Annotated in this window: 21 protein-coding genes; 4 read left to right on the top strand and 17 right to left on the bottom strand. The window is 63.6% G+C overall.

Going from position 1 to position 18,211, the window contains the following annotated elements; all coding sequences use genetic code 11:
- Positions 1–272 precede the first annotated feature (272 nt).
- From IPF36_RS17215 to IPF36_RS17145, 15 genes are all read right to left on the bottom strand, one after another.
- Complete coding sequence (locus tag IPF36_RS17215; RefSeq protein WP_195429192.1) at positions 273–1,019, bottom strand: DUF547 domain-containing protein; 747 nt, start codon at positions 1,017–1,019, stop codon at positions 273–275.
- Between the two features lie 63 nt (positions 1,020–1,082).
- Positions 1,083–2,444, bottom strand: a complete 1,362-nt coding sequence (locus IPF36_RS17210) for a radical SAM protein (RefSeq protein ID WP_195429191.1) — start codon at positions 2,442–2,444, stop codon at positions 1,083–1,085.
- Positions 2,445–2,544: 100 nt separating this feature from the next.
- Positions 2,545–3,396, bottom strand: coding sequence for an S-methyl-5'-thioadenosine phosphorylase (gene mtnP / locus IPF36_RS17205; RefSeq protein WP_195429181.1), 852 nt, complete (start codon positions 3,394–3,396; stop codon positions 2,545–2,547).
- Between the two features lie 5 nt (positions 3,397–3,401).
- Positions 3,402–4,052 carry a TIGR04282 family arsenosugar biosynthesis glycosyltransferase gene (locus tag IPF36_RS17200; RefSeq protein WP_195429170.1) on the bottom strand — a complete coding sequence of 217 codons (651 nt, stop codon included), beginning with the start codon at positions 4,050–4,052 and terminating at the stop codon, positions 3,402–3,404.
- On the bottom strand, positions 4,028–4,738 hold the full coding sequence (locus IPF36_RS17195) for a TIGR04283 family arsenosugar biosynthesis glycosyltransferase (RefSeq protein WP_195429168.1): 711 nt from the start codon (positions 4,736–4,738) through the stop codon (positions 4,028–4,030). The genes IPF36_RS17200 and IPF36_RS17195 overlap by 25 nt, the downstream gene beginning before the upstream one ends.
- Entirely contained in the window at positions 4,738–5,463 is a 726-nt protein-coding gene (locus IPF36_RS17190; RefSeq protein WP_195429166.1) for a TVP38/TMEM64 family protein, read from the bottom strand. The genes IPF36_RS17195 and IPF36_RS17190 overlap by 1 nt, the downstream gene beginning before the upstream one ends.
- Positions 5,460–7,643 carry an FAD-dependent oxidoreductase gene (locus IPF36_RS17185; protein ID WP_368671165.1) on the bottom strand — a complete coding sequence of 728 codons (2,184 nt, stop codon included), beginning with the start codon at positions 7,641–7,643 and terminating at the stop codon, positions 5,460–5,462. Before IPF36_RS17185 ends, IPF36_RS17190 begins: the two co-directional genes overlap by 4 nt.
- Positions 7,644–7,653: 10 nt before the next feature.
- Positions 7,654–8,619, bottom strand: coding sequence for an arsenosugar biosynthesis radical SAM (seleno)protein ArsS (gene arsS, locus IPF36_RS17180; RefSeq protein ID WP_195429164.1), 966 nt, complete (start codon positions 8,617–8,619; stop codon positions 7,654–7,656).
- Positions 8,619–9,236 (bottom strand): carboxymuconolactone decarboxylase family protein, encoded by a 618-nt coding sequence (locus tag IPF36_RS17175; RefSeq protein ID WP_195429162.1) that lies wholly within the window; start codon positions 9,234–9,236, stop codon positions 8,619–8,621. The genes arsS and IPF36_RS17175 overlap by 1 nt, the downstream gene beginning before the upstream one ends.
- Positions 9,237–9,254: 18 nt before the next feature.
- On the bottom strand, positions 9,255–10,394 hold the full coding sequence (locus IPF36_RS17170; RefSeq protein WP_195429160.1) for a methyltransferase domain-containing protein: 1,140 nt from the start codon (positions 10,392–10,394) through the stop codon (positions 9,255–9,257).
- A 72-nt stretch (positions 10,395–10,466) separates the two neighbouring features.
- Positions 10,467–11,549, bottom strand: a complete 1,083-nt coding sequence (locus IPF36_RS17165) for an inorganic phosphate transporter (RefSeq protein ID WP_195429159.1) — start codon at positions 11,547–11,549, stop codon at positions 10,467–10,469.
- 59 nt (positions 11,550–11,608) lie between these two features.
- Complete coding sequence (locus IPF36_RS17160) at positions 11,609–12,046, bottom strand: DoxX family protein (protein WP_255519815.1); 438 nt, start codon at positions 12,044–12,046, stop codon at positions 11,609–11,611.
- Positions 12,047–12,095: 49 nt separating this feature from the next.
- Positions 12,096–12,887, bottom strand: a complete 792-nt coding sequence (locus tag IPF36_RS17155; RefSeq protein WP_195429155.1) for a DNA-binding domain-containing protein — start codon at positions 12,885–12,887, stop codon at positions 12,096–12,098.
- Positions 12,859–13,749, bottom strand: a complete 891-nt coding sequence (locus IPF36_RS17150) for a DUF692 domain-containing protein (RefSeq protein WP_195429153.1) — start codon at positions 13,747–13,749, stop codon at positions 12,859–12,861. The genes IPF36_RS17155 and IPF36_RS17150 overlap by 29 nt, the downstream gene beginning before the upstream one ends.
- A gap of 12 nt (positions 13,750–13,761) precedes the next feature.
- Positions 13,762–14,085 (bottom strand): DUF2282 domain-containing protein, encoded by a 324-nt coding sequence (locus IPF36_RS17145; RefSeq protein ID WP_195429227.1) that lies wholly within the window; start codon positions 14,083–14,085, stop codon positions 13,762–13,764.
- A 265-nt stretch (positions 14,086–14,350) separates the two neighbouring features.
- Here IPF36_RS17145 and IPF36_RS17140 point away from each other — a divergent pair, with 265 nt between their 5' ends.
- From IPF36_RS17140 to IPF36_RS17130, 3 genes are all read left to right on the top strand, one after another.
- On the top strand, positions 14,351–14,878 hold the full coding sequence (locus tag IPF36_RS17140; RefSeq protein WP_195429151.1) for a sigma-70 family RNA polymerase sigma factor: 528 nt from the start codon (positions 14,351–14,353) through the stop codon (positions 14,876–14,878).
- Positions 14,875–15,537 carry an NrsF family protein gene (locus tag IPF36_RS17135; RefSeq protein WP_195429149.1) on the top strand — a complete coding sequence of 221 codons (663 nt, stop codon included), beginning with the start codon at positions 14,875–14,877 and terminating at the stop codon, positions 15,535–15,537. Before IPF36_RS17140 ends, IPF36_RS17135 begins: the two co-directional genes overlap by 4 nt.
- A 285-nt stretch (positions 15,538–15,822) precedes the next feature.
- Positions 15,823–16,419: a hypothetical protein gene (locus IPF36_RS17130; RefSeq protein ID WP_255519813.1), complete on the top strand. Its 597-nt coding sequence runs from the start codon at positions 15,823–15,825 to the stop codon at positions 16,417–16,419.
- A 240-nt stretch (positions 16,420–16,659) separates the two neighbouring features.
- Here the strand turns inward: IPF36_RS17130 and copK are convergent, their stop codons facing one another.
- Positions 16,660–16,950, bottom strand: coding sequence for a periplasmic Cu(I)/Cu(II)-binding protein CopK (gene copK / locus IPF36_RS17125; RefSeq protein ID WP_195429147.1), 291 nt, complete (start codon positions 16,948–16,950; stop codon positions 16,660–16,662).
- Positions 16,951–17,046: 96 nt separating this feature from the next.
- Positions 17,047–17,382, bottom strand: coding sequence for a hypothetical protein (locus IPF36_RS17120; RefSeq protein ID WP_195429144.1), 336 nt, complete (start codon positions 17,380–17,382; stop codon positions 17,047–17,049).
- A 234-nt stretch (positions 17,383–17,616) separates the two neighbouring features.
- On the opposite strand from IPF36_RS17120, the gene IPF36_RS17115 reads away from it, so the two are divergent.
- A complete protein-coding gene (locus IPF36_RS17115) occupies positions 17,617–18,189 on the top strand; it encodes a TetR/AcrR family transcriptional regulator (RefSeq protein WP_195429142.1) in 573 nt (190 codons plus the stop codon).
- Positions 18,190–18,211: the final 22 nt, after the last annotated feature.

Raw genomic sequence — 18,211 nt, 5'->3', positions numbered from 1 at the left:
TATGCGCACATTAAATGAGGATTTGTTCTCCATCTTCGAGCGAGCCTGCCGCGCCAAGGACTTCGAAATCACGGACCAATTGCTACGTGCGCTTGAGACCTTCGCGCGCCGAAGCAACGATACGCGCCAACTTAGCCTTGCCTACTTGGTGTTCGCCAATGCCTGCTATGCTGGCAGCGATCCTCAGGCCCCGGTCGTGCAGTCATGAATGGGGGTCGACACAGATTTGAGCGCCGAGTCACGCCACACCCGTCGCGACGTGGGCGGGGACGTCAATTGATAGACTGACAACTGCGACCTTGAGTGTTGATCGTCCAGTCGTAGGAAATGAACTCGATTTCCATGCCTGCAGGAAGCGTCAGCGGCGCATAGCGGTTGATGTAGGCAAGCAACGTGGGGCTCCGCTTCAGAAAGTCGTCCTTGTAGAAACTGAGGATCGACGAGACTCGGACGGTGCCTCCCACCAGATCGACTTGAAGGTTCCGCGGCTCGTTGAAGAAACGCCGTGCGGCCTCCTCAAGTTGGGCGTCAAGATGTTCGCCAGAGAATGGCTGATTGGGCAGGCGAGGACAGCCGATCACCATGCAGTTCAGCGCAAAATGGACACGTTCATCCCCCATGGGACGGATCACGCTGTTTTCATAAGTGTAGAGCGTCATGGCCTTTCCACCGATCGTAAAGCGCCTGCCCCCGAAGAACCGGAGCCGCATTAGCCATCCCAACTCCTTTGGCATGCCGGAGACGAGGACGTTGTACATCGCGAGCGCGTTATAGGAATTGATGTAGTAGGCAAGCACCGCACTGCGCGTCGGGAACGCTGCCGGCATGTTCTGCGGACTCACGCGCCCGAGATAGTCGACGTAAGCGCGCAAATCGGCCGGGTTCTTGGCCAGTCCGCAGAAATCCACCTGTCCATGATCATTCACGTACCGGTGCAGTACGCGCGCCCAGTACACGTCGGGGTCAGACTCTCCGGCCTGCGCGGCGACTGGCCCCACCCAAGCCGCCGTTAGCGTCATGCAAACGACGAGGAGTGAATTGCGCGGTATCCTGGGGTACATAGCAGAGCTTGAGGGCAATCTTCACGCTATTGAAGTGAGCGTCGGGGCGACCGGTTGCGAGCGCGGTTGACATGTATCCCCGTTGCTCGCAGCGGCCTCGCTTGTCTCGGTGCCGGTCAGTGGGTTCCAAGACAGCGACGACGTGCCGCGATGAAATCGGATGGGCCGCAGAATGAAGGCGTCGCGCCTGGCATTGTGCAAGCACATGGACATAGGGCCGTCGGCGGTAATGACCTTGAACGCGCAGGCTTCAATCCGGTCCGCTTCCAGTTTCGACGCATCCATAAAATTGTGGATGACGAATGAGAGGGTGTGCACGCGGCCCCGACTCCTGACGAGGTCCTCCCGCATTGCCCAGGCCTTTCGCGTCAGCCACCGCATGACCGGCGCCCAAAAGACGGGGTGTCCGCATAGCCAATACGCCAGCCGGCGAGCGGTCGCGGTGGGGCGGGTTCGGTCAAACACGACACCAGCCGTAGCGCGCTGCAGGGCAGCCACAAGTTGCAAGTCGTCAAACGCATTGTAGAGGTTACCGTTCGCCGCCAGGCACATCCCATAGCGACTACAGGAAGGATGCCCGATCAGGGAGGCCGAGAACTGGAGCGGCGTCCCCGCCCCGCGCTCAATCTGGGCTGCGGCGGTTTCGGGGGTAATTGCCTGGCCCCGCGCACCTTGCACACCCCGGCCGATGTCAGCCTGCAACTGGAACGACGCCGTGCGGATTCTCCCCGCCTGACCCCGAAAATACGCGACGACGGCCGGAATCTCGTCGAAGTTTCCGTCATGAACCGTCGTGTTGAACATCACCGACAGGGGCAGTCCGGCGGCTCGCTCCAGATAGCGCTGGCGAAGAGCATTCAAGTCAGCTTCCGTCTGGTAACCCCGTCTTTGCTGGGTGGTATCGACATGGAAGGCGACGTCCGCCAGCCCGGCGGCCGCTAATTCGCCAAGTAGGGCCCGGGTCGCCCGAATGCCATTGGTCATCAGCGTGGCACGCATGCCCAACGCATGGATCCTGCGCACGATGGCGAGCAGCTCGTCGCGCTTGCGTAAGGTCGGCTCACCGCCGGTGACCTGGACGTCGGTGTTTATCCCATAGGCGTTGAAGATGCTCTCCACTCGGGCCATCACCTGGTCGAGGGGGATATCCTTGACCGCCTCCGAGTTTTCGGAGAGGTAGCACAGCGTGCAGTCCAGATTGCAGCGCTGCGTGATCTCCAGCGCGACGCAGCCGATCGGCCATCGCTGACCCATCTGCTGGTTAGGTTGCGCGAGCCCTTGTTTGGCCATCACGGCCCGCGCGCGCGCCAAGGCGTCGGCGGGAGATGGCGGCCACGGCTCAGCGCCGTGCGCATCGATTTCCGCTCTGGACATGTATGGCATGACGCATCTCCCTTGGCGCAATCCGCTCGCGTTCCCCTTCCCCCGGACGCTGCCGCACCGCGGCGCGGATTTCGACACATTCGGAACCTCTCCGGTCATACTAGGCCCGCAAGAGTTGCAGCAGCGCCCGCTTTTCTGCGGGAACGGCCCCCTCCGGGGTAAGTACCGCATCGCATAGCGCGTGGCGACAGGAACAAGCGTCGTGGTCGGGCAAGCCTGTCGATAGGATCTGGGTCAAAATCTGCTTGGCCCTGCCGACACTCGCCCCATAGCGGGCGATCACCGCCGCCACGGTGACATGTTGCGCGGGATCCTCCAGCCAGCAGTCATAGTCGGTGACGATACCCAAGGTGCAGTAGCAGATTTGGGCCTCTCTGGCGAGGAAGACTTCCGGCACGTTCGTCATGCCCACGACATCGCAGGCCATCGCATTGCGCAGGAAATGGCTCTCGGCGCGTGTGCCCAGACGCGGGCCGTCGACACAGCCGTAAGTCACTTTGGCATGCGCGGGCAGTCGCAGATCCCTGATGGTCGCTTCGAGTGTCGAGGCGAGCCGGCTACAAGTGGGCTCGGCCGAGGAAACGTGCGCGGCCAGCCCGTCCCCGAAAAAGGTCTTGGCGCGGTTGCCGCGCACCCAGTCCACATATTGGGTCGGGATGGTGAAGTCGCCGGGCGCAATCTCCTGGCGCAGGCTACCGACGGCGGACAGGCCAATGATCTGGCGGACCCCGAGTGCCTTCAAGGCGTAGATATTGGCACGGTAGTTGACCTCGTGCGGAAGCAGTTCATGTTGCCTACCATGGCGGGGCAGGAACATGACCTCCGTGGCGCCAAGACGGCCATGGAGCACAGGCGCCGATGGCGCGCCAAATGGCGTGTCGACCAGGTGCTCGTTGATCACGCTGAGCCCGTCGATGGCATAGATTCCGGTTCCGCCAATAATGCCTAGCATGGTGACTACTCCTCGTCGGTACGCGAGTTCGGCGCTGCTGACAACAGCGCGATGGGGACATGTTGCAGATCGGCTGGCTCGTCAACGTCCGGCAGTGCAGGCAGTTCCGCCCACCGCCAGCCAAGCGCAGTCAGGCGCTTGCGTGTTTCAGTCATGACGGTGTCGGTGCTCCAGCGTATTGCCGAGAACAGATGGGCATCAAGGCGTCGCAGACCCAGCAGGACGTATCCGCCATCGGTGGCGGGAACGAGCACCGCATCATTTCCGGCGTTCAGGATTCTCGCCGCAGCATTGAGCTGCGTTGGCTCCAGCGCGGGGCAGTCGGTGCCGATGATGAGCACGCTACCGGCACGCGCCAAGGCCCGGCAGGCCGCCGTGGCCATTCTCTGACCGAGGTCGCCGTCGCATTGACGCGACAGCGTCGCCTTAAATTCTCGCGCACAGGCCTGGAATGCCGGATGCCCCGTATCCGGCGTACAGCAAAGCTCCACCGGACCAATTTCGGCCGCATAGGCCGAGGCAAGGGTATGCCGAAGCAGCCGCTCGGCCAGCGCCGCGGCGCCATTCTCGCCCAGTGCGGGAATCAGGCGGGTCTTGGCATACCCCGGCTCCGGCGCTTTGGCAAAGACAATCACTTCGCAATGGGAGGGGCGCATGCGTGCTCCTTGGCTTCATAGTGTTGCGCCAGTGCTGCGGCGCTGCATCCAAAAAAGAACTGCAGGCGCAGCCACCACATCAGCAAGATCGTTCTCCAGAGTCCGCGCCGCTCCCATCGCCGCCCGGACGTGACCACGCGCGCACGTAGACACGCCGGCGACCCGAGGCGCTTCAAGCGGGCCGACAGCACAATGTCTTCCATCAGCGGCAGATCGGGAAAACCACCGACAGCAAAGAAGGTCTCGCGCCGCATGAACATCGCCTGGTCCCCGGTGGCGATGCCGGTGAGCCGCGAGCGAAGGTTCATCGAGGCCGCGACAACGCGAAGGAGCCGCAGCCTTCCCACTATGCTGGCATCGAACCTACCCCACAGCCGTTGTCCCGATTGCATGACGGCGCGGACAGCCTGGTCAGCATCGGCCGGCAAGCGTGTGTCGGCATGGAGGAAAATCAGCAACTCTCCACGGGCTGCAGTGGCGCCAGCATTCATCTGGCGCGCCCGCCCGCGGGCAGTGATCATGACCCGATCAGCCAACGGTCCTGCCAGGCCAGCCGTGCCGTCCGCGCTGTCTGCGTCTACGACAATGATTTCCACGCCCTTGCGGCGCAGCGACTGCAGCGCCGCAAGGGCGTCTTCAATGTGCTCGGCTTCGTTCCAGGTCGGGATCACGATCGACAGGCGCATTAGCGTTCTCCCCGAAAGTAGTGACGTGTCCGAAGAAGTCGCACGGCACCCCGCCCGGCAACTGGCAGCGCCCCAATCAAGGCGAACGAGCCGAGCAGCGCTGGTGACAGGATATCGGCGATGCTGCTGATCCCCGCCAACTGGGTTCCGGCGTTCACATAGACCACCGTGCCGGCGAGCATGCCGACTTGGCTGACCCAGTAGAACGTGCTGGTCTTGATCGGTGTCAGCCCCATGGCCAAGTTGATCGTGAAGAACGGTACCAATGGAACCAGCCGGAGCGCGAACAGATAGAATGCGCCGTCCTTCGCGAGGCCGGCATTGATTGCGGCAAGTCGATCACCGAAGCGGTGTTGCACCGCGTCGCGAAATACATAGCGCGAGGCGAGAAATGCCAGGGTGGCGCCGATGGTCGAGGCGAACGACACGAGCAGGGTGCCGCCCCACAGACCGAAGATTGCGCCACCGGCCAGCGTCATGATCGCGGCGCCGGGCAGGGAGAGCGCGGTGACAGCGACATAGAGCAGGAAATAGCCCGACATCGCCACCGCCGGATGCGCCGCGTAGTAGGCTTGCCAAGCCGCCTGACCCGCTTTGAGCTGTGACAGATTCAGGTAACGGCCGAGATCGAAGCCTACATATGCCGCCAGCAGCGCGACGACTGTCACCACGATCAGGACACGGGTACGGTTGACTTTCGGGGAGGCGGTTCCGGATGCCTTCATTTTCCAGGCTCCCCGCGCATTGCTGCTACGCCACCGCGCCGCCAGGCATGAAACCGCGCGAGCCATCTCAACACCTGTTGCGGGGCGTGCGCTTGTTTCCACGCGCCGGCCGCGTACTTGTTGGCCTCGGCCAGCGTCGGATAGGTGTGGACGGTAGCAAGGATCTTATTGAGTCCCAAGCCGTGCTTCATCGCCAGCACGTACTCTGCAAGCAGGTCTCCGGCATGGTCTCCGACAATTGTGACCCCGAGGATCCTGTCCCGCCCCGCCACGGTCAGAACCTTGACGAAGCCTCGGGCGCACTCGTCGGTGATCGCGCGATCCAGCTCGCCCAGGTCATAGCGGGTCACTTCATAGGGAATGCCTTGCTCTTTGCAGTCCCGCTCGCTCCGCCCCACACGGGCCACCTCCGGATCGGTAAAGGTGCACCATGGCATGACTGTGTAGTCGGCCCTGAAATGCTTCACCCCACCAAACAGCGCGTTGACCGTCGCGTACCACGCCTGATGGGCCGCAGCGTGGGTGAACTGAAACGGTCCCGCGACATCGCCACAGGCGTAAATGTTCGGGTGGAGCGTCTGCAAATAGGCGTTGGTCTCGATGGCGTGGGCCGGTGTCAGGGGGATACCCAACGCCTCCAGGCCATAACCCGCAGTGCGTGGGCGACGCCCGACTGCGCACAACAGAGCGTCAAACTCCAGACCCGTTTCCTGTTCACCGCGACTGACGATCAACTGCTTGAGACCACCGACTTGGTCACAGCGCACCGCGCGGTGCGAAACTAGAATCCGCACACCGTCCGCCGCCAGCGCTGCCGCGATCAGTGCGGAGGCCTCTGGGTCCTCACGGACGAGGAGTCGCGGCGACCGCTGCACCAGCGTGACTTCCGCCCCAAAGCGGGCGAAAGCTTGCGCGAGCTCGCAGCCCACCGGGCCCCCGCCCAGCACAACCAGCCGTCGGGGTAGCGCACGGAGGGACCAAATCGTCTCGGTGGTGTAATAGCCGGCCGCCTCCAGCCCCGGGATCGGCGGCACCAAGGGCTCGGCCCCGGCCGCGATGACGATGGCGCGGGTAGCGAGCGTCCGGCCGTTGACCTCGACGGTCCAGGGCGAGGTAATGGTGGCTCGCCCCTGGATGACTTCCACCCCGAGCTTGGCGTACCGCTCGGCCGAATCGTGCGGGGCCACCGTTGCAATCACCCGATGCACACGCGCCATCACCTCGGCAAAGTCAAAACTGATCTCGGCGCTGGCCATGCCCAAGGCGGCTGCATGCTTTGCTTGCTTGACGAAACGCGCTGAGCGCAGCAGGGCCTTGGAAGGTACGCACCCGGAATTCAGGCAGTCGCCGCCCATCTTGCCGCCTTCGACGAGTGTGACTTTCGCTTTCAGCGCCGCCGCAAGATAGGCCGTCACGAGTCCGGCTGCCCCGGCGCCGATGACGACCAGATTGCGGTCGAACCGCCGGGGCTTCGGCCAGCGGGCGTGGACGCGTCGCAGTCCGGCCGCTGCTACCACCTTTCTCACCATCAGCGGAAGGAGGCCTAGCAGCACGAACGTTCCCAATAAGCCCGGAGAAAGCATATCCGGGAGGTGCTCGATGGAGCCGAGCTGCACGCCGGCGTTCACCCGCACCACCGTGCCCGCGAGCATGCCGGCCTGGCTGACCCAATAGAAGGTACGCGTCCTGATCGGCGTGACGCCGGCCGCAACATTGATGAGAAAGAAGGGAACGACCGGGATCAGCCGCAGCGAGAACAGGTACAAGGCGCCATCCCTTGCAATACCGGCGTTGATTGCGGCAAGCCGATCCCCGCAGCGACGTTGCAACGCGTCGCGCAAAACGTGCCGGGAGGCGAGAAAGGCCAGGGTGGCGCCGAGGCTCGACGCAAACGACACCAGCAGCGTGCCGCCAACCAGGCCGAAGATCGCGCCGCCGGCCAGCGTCATGACCGTGGCGCCGGGCAGCGACAACGCGGCCACGGCCACGTAGGCCAAGAAATAGGCCGCCATTGAGGCCACTGGATGGTCGGCGCGATAAGCCTGCCAAACAGTGCGGCTCGCCCGCAGGTAATCCAGGTGCAAATACTGGCCCACGTCCAGGACGAAGTAAGCCGAGCCCAGCACGGCTGCCACCAACAGAATGATCAAGGACCAGTTGAGCCGCATTGTTTGTTTCACGGATTCCGGCTCAGGCGGCCAACGCACCACCGCAACTGCTGCCCTGACCTGCGGTGCAGCCGTAGCAATGATCGGCCACGACGATAGGCCGACCGATCAATTCTGCGCTCAGCAGATCGCGCAAGTGAGCCCGAGACGAAACGCCGAGCTTCAGCGGCAGGCCCAACATCTGGTTGAAATCGCAGTCGTGGAGATAGCCTTGCCAGTCAACGCTGACAAGGCTGCGGCACATCAGGCCGTCAAGATTGGCGGCGCTGAAATTGTCTTTCAGCAGGCGCATGTAGTCCGCGAACTGCCCCTTTGAGACCAACGTGCTGCCAAAGCGCTGGATCGGCATATTCGCGAGCGCAAAGAGCTGGTTAAAAACAATGCCGAAATGCACGTACAACTCACGCTTATAGTCCGCCTCGAGCCTCTCCTGATTGGGCGGCAAAACCGGGCCTTGCGGGTTATACACGAGATGCAGCGCGAGGCCGGTGTCAGGCTGGCCATAGCCGAGGCCGTTGAGGTGCCGTAGCGCCGATACGCTCTTGTCAAACGTGCCGGCGCCCCGCTGACGGTCGACGTTGTCCGCCGAATAGCACGGAAGGGAGGCAACGACTTCCACGCGTTCAGCGGCAAGAAATTCCGCGAGATCTTCCTGCCCCGGCTCGAACAGGATGGTGAGGTTGCAGCGATCGATGACGCGCGCACCAAGCGCTCTCGCGCCCGCCACAAGTCGGCGGAAGTGCGGGTTGAGTTCCGGGGCGCCGCCGGTGAGATCGAGAGTCGAGAGCCTGCGGGTGCGCAGCACCTCTAGTACCAGATCGACGGTGGCACTGTCCATCATTTCGATGCGGTTCGGTCCAGCGTTGACGTGGCAATGCACGCAAGTCTGGTTGCAGCGATAGCCCAGGTTGACTTGCAGCGTCTCCAATGCCCTGCGTCGTATCGCCGGGAAGTCGGTCGTGCGTAGTAAAGGGAAGATGGCATGCATTAGCACTTCTCCGTGGGATCGCAACTTGGCGATCTTTGCGACGCCTGTCTGGCCGCGTCGTCCGCTGGACCCGGCGGCATCCGGCAGAACCCTTGGGCCGGAACGTGCAGCGCCGCGTTGAACTTGCTCGACAAATTCTGGAAAGCGATCAGCGCGGTGAGTTCGATGATGGCGTCGTCGCTGAAATGCGCCTTGAGTTCACTCATCCGGGCGGCGTCCACGCGGCGGCCGGTGATGGTGACGGTCTCGGCATAGCGCAGGGCCGCTTTTTCGCGAGCGCTGTAGCGCGGGGACTGGTCGAAGTCGGCCAGTTCCGAGAGTTTGGCCGCTTCCACGCTGCGCTCCAGCGCCGTCGCGGAGTTGAGATCGACGCAGAACTCGCACCAGTTGATTTGCGAGACCCGCACCGTGATCAGCGAGCGCAGCGCAGGTTCAATGGGGGAAGACACCCGGTCGAGCGCGCGATAGAGCCCTGTCAACGCGAGAAATACTCTCGGGGAGCGGCCCCACAACCTGGCCGGCTCGAGTTCGGCGCCATATTTCCTGCGTTGCAGCCACAAGATCAGGCGCACGTACCATGGATAGGTCGCGTCATCTGGCGTTGGGATCATGGACATGGCACAAGCCTCATCGCGTCAGCAGCATCCCGTACTGGGATCGCAGCTGGTGGCGCGCTGGTCAGCAGGAAAATGCACCGCCCGCTTGCTTTCCGATGCGGGTCGGTGAGTGCCAGGCGGCGCACAGTACGGCTTGCCGGCCTGCTCGCTGACCGGTTCGATGCCGATGAAATGCGTCCGGTAGTCACCCTGCATAAGGAGCTGATAGGTCCGCTCACACACCGCCATACGCTCGCCGCGGGGAAACAGGTGGCCTTCGTCGTCAGTCACCGAGGCGAACGGACCGCGGTAGAGGACCGCGTGCCCCTTGTCGATACATGGTTGGCTCGACGGCTTTTGCGCCACCAGGGTGACCGCGCGGAACTCGATGCCATGGACGACCTGCCACGGCGTAGGCGCCCATGTGTCGATCCCCACGGCGACAAAGCCCGCCTGCACGAACGCTTGCAGGAACGCGGTTTCGGTGAACGCGCCGGAGATGCAGCCGCTCCAAAGCTGCGGGTCGCTCTTCAGTGCTGCGGGCACCGGCTCATCGGCAACGATATCGGAAATTGCCACCCGGCCATGAGGCCTGAGTACCCGGAAAATCTCCCGCGCGACGGCCTGCTTCTCGTGCTCGTCCACCAGATTGAGGACGCAGTTCGAAATCACCAGGTCCACCGAGTCGTCAGGCACCAGCGGCGCCTGACGCTTCTGTTCGGCTTGCCAGGCTTGAAGCGCGGCCAGTCCGCGCGTGTCATGGACCGGGTTGCGGGCGAGCCAGGTGTCCATGGCAGCGACATCCAACGCCAGCTCCTGGATCTTCCCCTTGAGGAAACGCACCCTGTCGCCGCCCAGTTGCTGTGCCATGTGTGGCTGGTACTTGCGCGCGAGCGCCAGCATGGCGTCGTTCATATCCACGCCGATCACTTGGCCACCCTCGCCGACGATCTGCGCGGCGATGTAGCAAATCTTGCCCCCGCCCGAGCCGAGATCGAGCACGGTGTCGCCGGGCCGCACGTAGCGCGAGGGGTCGCCGCAGCCATAATCCTTGTCGAGGATCTCGGGTGGGATTGCCGCCAGATAGCGGGGATCGTAGCTGACCGGACAACATAGCTGGGGTTCGGTGGCCCGGGCACCCTCGCTATAGCGTTCGTACACTGCGTCTTGCATCGACATGGTTGCTTCCTCTCCAAGTTGCCCGCCTTGGGCCCGTCGTTGTGCTTGCCTTACCGGGAAATCGCCCGGGCCCTACGTTAGGCGCGACAGCGCCACGGCGCCTGCCGAAATCAGGCCGGCGACGGGGAAAGTGACCAGCCAGCCGTAAAGCACGCCTTTGAGTGCGTCTCCCCCCGCTGGCTGCTGACCGGTGTTCCAGCGGACCCCCAATAGGGCGCCGGTGCTCACGTGGGTCGTGGACACCGGCAGGCCGAGCGGCGAGGCCAGCAAGACCAGCGACGAGGTGCACAGATTGGCGACCAGCCCCGTGTAGGCATCGAGCGGCGCCACCCGATGCGCGAGCACATGGAGCACCGTGCGTCCACCCCATAATCCACCCAGGCCCATTGCCACGGTAACGGCAATGATCGCCCCGGCTGCACCCGCCATCGGCAAGCCGGGCGGCGCTCCCGGCGACAGGGCAAGGCCCATGATCAGCACGGCCGCGATCTTGGGTACATCATTGAGCGCCCGGGCAAAGCTAATCGCCGCCGCGCTCATCCAGTGCAAGGCTGCCCACCGCCGGCGTACGCGCGGTGGCGTGGGACGGCTTGCGGGTGTGGCGCAAAGGAAGGGATCGGCGCGCCATTCGGCTTCGCTACAGCAGTCCGCTCGCCGGATGGGTACCTGCCGAACCAGGCGATGGGCAAGCCATAGCACCCCGCTGCATAGCAAAATGGCGACCAGTGGGCTTACCAGCAATGGCAGCGCGATCTTGCCCAGTAGCGAGCGCGCCAGGAGGCCCTGCGGGCCGGTGGCGGCGAGCGTCGCGCCGACCAGCCCGCCCAGCAATGCGTGCGTCGTCGATACGGGCAAGCCGAAGCGCGTGGCACCGAGCACCCAGACCACCGCGCCACACAATGCGGCGAGCAGGAAGCCAAGGCTCAGATGCGTCTCGGGCCGTAACAGCCCGCTGCTGAACGTGTGGACCATGGCAGCGCCAAGCACGACAGCCGTCAGCCCGCCCATCACCGTCCACAACGTGCCCCACCAAAGCGCACGGCGGGCCTGCGTAACGCCTCCGCCCACCAGGCTGGCAATGCCCTTCGAGACATCGTTCGCGCCGTTTGCCCAGGCGAGCAGGAGCACAACGGCCGCAATGAGTGTGATCGTCATCGAGAGTCTCTTTCGCATCGCTGCCAGCCCGATAGGACGCTGAAGCGATGGACGCCGTGTCAGTCAGCGCCGAGGGTGCGCCGGTGAATCAGCCAGTCGATCGACAGCTTCCCCGGGCCGCGTGTCAGCAGGACCAGCAGCATGGCCGCCCACTGGATATGCGTGGGCCACGCCTGCGGATAGACGAACACCTGGATCACCGTCGTCATGCCCAGTAGCACCAGTGCCACGGGGCGAGTCGCCAAGCCCACCATGAGTAAGACTGGCGCGGTCAGCTCGATCGAGACGGCCAAGTAGGCGGCTGGCTCGGGCGGGATCAGCGGGACGTTGTAGTCTTCCCGGAAGAGTTCCAGGGCCGACTCCCAGTTGGCGAGCTTGGCCATGGCCGAGTTCCAGAATACCGTGGCGACCGCGAGTCGCAGGGGAATGGCGAGGACGGTGTAGGGAAAGCGATCGAGCCATGCCAGCACGCGCCGCGCGCGCTCGACCAGCGTCATGGATGAACCAGTGGAATGTGTGAGATTGCGCATGACAAAGGCTCCATGGTTAGTCGAATGGCCGCCCGGACAGGCTGATGGCGGTGAAGCATCCAGATGCCAGCAGCGTGGCAAGCCAGGCGTGCGTCTCGGACGAAGGGGTTTCCTGCAGCGCAGCATGTAACGGACGCCCCGCGAACAGGGCTGCCGCGAAGCGCCACTGCCAGGCGCTCAGGCGGTCGACTTCGACGCCGGACGGGGTCCGATGGACGAGCAGCCAGACCGGGCCGGCGTTCAGGTCGATGGCCTCCATCGCACCATCATCACGGCTTAGCACAGCCCGCCAGATCGCGTCGATCGGGAAGTCAGATTGCAACAGTCGCACGGCTAGATGCGGCGCGAAGCACACATCCTCCCGTTTGGCTTCCTCTAGTTGCGCGAGGCGAGCCAAGTCGAGCGGCTTCACGTCGGGCGCGTGTAGCACGGTATTGACCGCCCATTCGAGCCGGGCCGTGTCTGCTAGATAGGTCAGCGAGGCGGCCTGCGGCATCGCCGCCAGGAACTCCGGAAAGACCTCGCCATACTGGTCCAGCCAAGCGCTGCTTGGAGGGGAGTCCTCCATGAACAGTCGGGCCGCACCTTCGAAGAACTCGGGGCCAACCAAGGCGTGGATGGCTGGATAGGACAGGCGTAGCGCCGTCACCAGTGTGGCAATAGCGGTGTTCCGGTAGATGCCAAGCCGCGCCTGCGGCGCCAGCCCGTCTTCTACCACGAACGCGAGCAGGTCGCCGCCGCCCTCATGCAGCAGACCCTGGCCGACGGCGCGCTGCAACTCAAGCAGCGTAGGGGGATGCGGATGCATGCTGTTGCCTCTCCAGAGCCGTTTCGGCGATAGCCGCCTCTTCCATCAGGATGTCGAGCGCAGGTACGTCGGTGTCCCATTCGATCAGCGTCGGCACCGGTCCGAAGCGTTGGAGCGCTTCCTCGTACAAAGCCCATACCGCGGGCGCGACGCGCGAGCCGTGATCGTCGATGCGAAGGGTTCGCCCCTGCTCGAGTTGCCGCACGCTATGGCCGGCCAGATGAATCTCACTGATCGCCGCTGGCGGTAGCGCAGCCAGATACGTCGTGGCGTCCCAGCCGTGGTTGCTGGCGCTGACATAGATATTGTTGACGTCGCACAGTATGCCGCACCCGGTGCGGCGTGCGACCTCGGCCAGGAATTCCCACTCGGGAATGGTCGAGTGAGCAAAGCGCAAGTACGTCGATGGGTTCTCGACCAGGATGTGGCGCTTCAGATAGGTCTGGGTCTGGTCGACGTGCCGGCACACGATGGCCAGCGCTTCCTCGGTCATTGGCAGCGGCAAGAGATCCGCGAGATAGGTTCCGCCGGCCACGCTCCAGGACAGATGCTCGGAGACCAATCCCGGTTCGATCCGCGCAACCACCTCGCGCACGCGCGCAAGGTGGGTCATGTCCAGCCCCTGGGCACTGCCCAACGACAGGCCAACGCCGTGCAGCGAGATCGGATAATCGCGTCGAATGGCGTCCAGGTAACCGGGAGCGCTGCCGCCGCCCATATAGTTCTCGGTATGCACCTCAAACCAAGCGACCGCGGGGCGCTCCTCCGCCACCACCTGGTGGTGCCGGAAGCGCAGTCCGACCCCGGCTCGCGCTGGGATCGGGCTGGGCCCGCGTTGCAGTGCAACAGACGGGGCATCCATCGTTCTGCTCGATCAGACGGCTTTGACGTTGCCGCCCTGGATCTTGCCGCAGTCGCCGGCCGGCAGCAGCACGAATGATTTCGTATCGCGCGCCTTGGTCGCTTGTCCCGCACAGGAATGCGCGCCTTCGGCGCAGTCATTCTTGGCTACGGCATTGATCCCATAGCACTTTTCCAGCTTGCCCTTATCCATCCTCGCCATGTTGTCCTTGACGATCTGCGGCATCCCACTCATGTCCTTCATGGGCTGCTGCGCAAGGCCCGGCGTGGCCGCCATAGCAAGGGCGAGCCCGAGGGCGGACGACAAGGTCGAAGCGGCCAACATATGCTTGCTCATCATGCATTCTCCTGAGTGTTGCGGCCCGAATCCGGGGCCGTGTCAGGATATTCGGCCGTACGCGACCAAAGGTTACGTCTCTCCCGAAATTTTTTTGCGCGACAAACGGTCCCCCATGACGCAGAATTCAGCCATGTCTTCCCCAACGCACCGACATGACGGCAAACCGAGTTCCGTGAGCGATACGCCGGACTCGGCGTACGCAGCCCCCCCTGGCGCGCCAAGGACCCGCCGGGCAGACGGCACGGCGGACTGGTCCGTTGCGATGGCCCGCGCGCAACGCGGCGACCGCGAGGCCTACCGCCATTTGCTCGAAGCCATCACCCCCTACGTGCGGGCGTTGGCGGCACGCCAGGTCCGGAATCGCTGCGACATCGAAGACACGGTGCAGGACGTGCTGATGACGGTACACGCAGTGCGCCACACTTATGATCCGGCACGTCCGTTTGGCCCGTGGCTGGTTGCCATTGCCAACCGGCGCATCGTCGACGGCCTGCGCCGGCGCGGACGCATCGGCTCGCATGAAACCGAACTTGACACTGAGCAAGAAACCTTTTGGCCCTCTGCAGCGAACTTACAAGAGGAGGCTGTAGATGCGCGCGCGGTGAGGGATGCCGTCGAACGGCTGCCGGCCGGACAACGCGACGCATTGCGGATGCTCAAGCTCGAGGAAATGTCGTTGAAAGAGGCCGCCGCCGCCAGCGGCATGTCGGTTGCCGCGCTGAAGGTTGCCACGCATCGTGCCTTGAAAGCGCTGCGCAAATTGTTCGAATCGCAAGGTAATAAGTCGTGAGACCCACCCCTAATCTGATCGACTCACTGGTGGCCGACGCAGCGCCGGTGCGGCGCTTGCGCCCGCCGATGGTGCGGGCAGCAGGCTGGCTGCTGCTGGCCGCCTTGATTCTGGCGTTGGCCGCGTCCCATCATGGTCTGCGCCCCGATCTGGCAACGAAGCTGGCGCAGCCGGTCTTTGTCACCGGCGTGGCCGCAGCGATGTTGACCGCCGTTCTGGCCGCCGTGGCAGCGTTCATGGCCAGCGTCCCCGGGCGCTCCCGGCGATGGCTGCTGCTGCCGGTGCCAGCGTTCTTGGCCTGGTTCGCCACGGTCAGCTACGGTTGCCTGACAAATTGGGTCCAAATCGGGCCGGCCGGCATCTCGCTCGGCGAGACGGCCAGTTGCTTCGCCACGCTGATGATGGTCAGCGTGCCGCTGTCGTTTGCCTTGCTGATCATGCTACGGTATGTGGCACGGCTCTCCCCGGCGCCGGTGGCAATGTGCGGCAGCCTCGCGGTTGCCGCCATGACGGCAACCGCGCTGTCCATCCTTCACCCGCTCGACGCCACGGCCATGATTCTGATGTGGAACTTCGGCGTGGCGCTGCTGTTTGTGGGCGTCAGCGGCCGGTATGGAGATCGACTGTTCAACTGGGTGGCGCCGCACTTGCGCCAGTGAGAGGCACGGGCGCGCCGCAGCAAACCGATCGCCAGAGACTTACCCGCGCGTCTCGGTCAGTCGCCCATCAACTTCTGATCCAGCGCGATGGCAGCTTCGGACAGGACTTCCAGGCTCGGGTCGCGAAGCACGTCCCGAGCTGTGGTTCTGCTGCGCGACTTTGAGGAACTCACGATTGCCGCAGGCAGCAGAGCCGGGCAACGCGACTGCCAGAGCCGCAATACTGATCCGCTTGCACCGGTGAAGGGTCAGCTTCGCATCGTTGCAACACTCTCGGAGATCGAAATGAGAACGCCTCTCCAGGTGGTTGGAACATGGCTCGCGCGCTATCTGACGGGCACCTCGCGAGCCCCCTACCCGAACCCGCCCACCGACCTCAATCTGTTGGCCCGTTTGCTCCAGCCGTGTGATGTCCTGCTTGTGGAGGGAAACCGACGCATCAGTACCGCGATCAAGTACCTGACGCAGTCGACGTGGTCACATGCGGCGCTCTTTGTCGGCCGGGACCTGGGCCGCAATCGCAACGACGAGCCCCTGGTATTTATCGACGCCGACGCCGTCGCGGGGGTGCGCGGCGTGCCAATTTCCGAGTTCGGCGGATTGCACGCACGGATTTGCCGACCCTTCGCAATCACGCCGGCGGACGCGATGCGCGTGATCGACTACGCGATCGCCCGCCTCGGGGAGGGCTATGACCTGAAGAACGTCGTCGATCTGGCGCGTTACCTGATCCCCACTCCGCCGGTCCCGTCGCATTGGAGGCGAAGAATGCTGGCCTTGGGAAGTGGGGATCCTACCGATTTGCTCGACGCTGATCGCACAGGCCTTCCAATCCGTGCGATATCCGATCTTGCCGGTCATCACGCGACAGATGGTCGATGACCCCATGTGCCGCGCCTGCGTCAAGGAGATCTTCCATGTCCGCCACCACAGTCTGTTCGTACCGCGCGATTTCGACGTGTCACCATATTTTCAGGTTATCAATCCTGGAGCGCCGCAACACCTCGATTACAAGAACTTGGCGTGGACCGAGTGGCCTTCCGGGGCGCAGCCAGGTCCGGCGGAAGCGCTTCCCGCAGTTCGCGCGCCAACGCCCTGCCCACTTTCAACGCGATGCACCAATTAGTGCCCCCGCCGATCGGCGTTCAATGCCTTGTCGAGGCGAAATACTTCATTGCCCTTCATGGTGATCTTCGTGCCGTCTTTCGCCTCCAGCACCTGACCTTCCTTCACGCTCACCACGCGGCCGAACGGATTCTCCACCCCCATCTTCCCATCCTTGAAGATGTAGACGGTCGAGCCGTCCTTGAGCGCATAGGATTTCACGATGTCACTCATGTCGGCCGCGGTCGAAGACAGCGAAACGACGGCGGTGAGCGCGGCAAGTGCGAGCTTGTTGTGCTTGTTGTACATGGCATGCTCCTTCGTCAGACAAAGCTTGCCTGCGCCGAGTGCCCTGAGACACTCGGCCCCGACAAGTGGGCGCGCAGCCCGGCTGCGCCTGGCAACTCAGACGCGATAGCCATAGAGCGTACCGTCGCCGGTACGCGCGTTGTCGAGCGCGCTGGCGACGCGATCTGGCGTCAACGCACGGGTGCCATCCGTATAGGGGTCAAACCTGCCGCTCTTGGCACCGTCCGTGAACGGATCACGCTTGTCGCCCACCCTGGCGCCAGCCGAATAGACATCGAATTTCCCGGCCTTCCCGCCATCGGTGTACGGATCACGCGGCCCCATGATGCTGCTGCCATCCGTGTATACATCGCGCGTGGTGGCCGCGTACGTCGCCGCTGTGCCCAGGGCGGCGGCGGCCGCCACGACGAGGAGCAATAGATTCTTGGCCATGTTCGCACCTCCTTCCATGAGGGATCCGGTTCCCGAGTCGAACCACTACGTGGGAAGCCAGTACCAGAAGATTCGTCGGCAAGCGCGAAAAGGTTACATGCCCCCGCATCCGCAGAGAGCTGCAGCGCGGCAACGGCGCGGCAGGCCGGCTTCTCGGAATATGGACGCCCGTGCGGGATGCGGCTCCGTGAAAGAGGCTATTGTGGTACGATCGGTCCAGAAAGGGAAACGCACATGGCACGCACAATTGAATTTGACAAATCCGAGGCACTGTCGGCGGCGATCGAAGCGATCTGGCGACATGGCTACCACGCCGTGTCGACCAGCGACCTGACGGCCGAGATGGGGCTTGCCAAGTCTTCCCTGTACAACACTTTCGGCAGCAAGCGGGAAGTCTTCATGGCGGCCTTGCGGCAATACAGCACGGAGCGCGCCGCGCAATTGGCGACAGGCCTGCAGCGCCAACCCGCGCTCAAGAGCTTACGGACGCTACTGACTTCGATCGCCAGCGATAACGATGCAGGCAAGGGATGCCTGCTGGTCAATTCAGCCGTCGAGGTGGCACCACACGACCCGGAAATCGCCACCATTGTGCAGGAGGGCTTCATCCATATGGCACATGTCTTCGAATCGGCGCTTCGCGCCGGGCAGGCGCGGGGCGAAATTCGCGCCGGCATTGAGCCCAAAGCGGAAGCCATCGCCCTTGTCAGCGGTATTGCGGGTCTGCGCGTACTCGCCAAGGCCGGCTTTGGCGCCAGGGCATTGAAACCAACCGTTGAAGCGCTGCTGTCGAAACTCGAAGCCTAGACTCTTTTTTTCTCTTTTCTGT

Source organism: Cupriavidus sp. IK-TO18, from assembly GCF_015549295.1.
Classification (GTDB): domain Bacteria; phylum Pseudomonadota; class Gammaproteobacteria; order Burkholderiales; family Burkholderiaceae; genus Cupriavidus; species Cupriavidus oxalaticus_A.
This window is presented reverse-complemented; position numbering and strand designations above follow the sequence as displayed.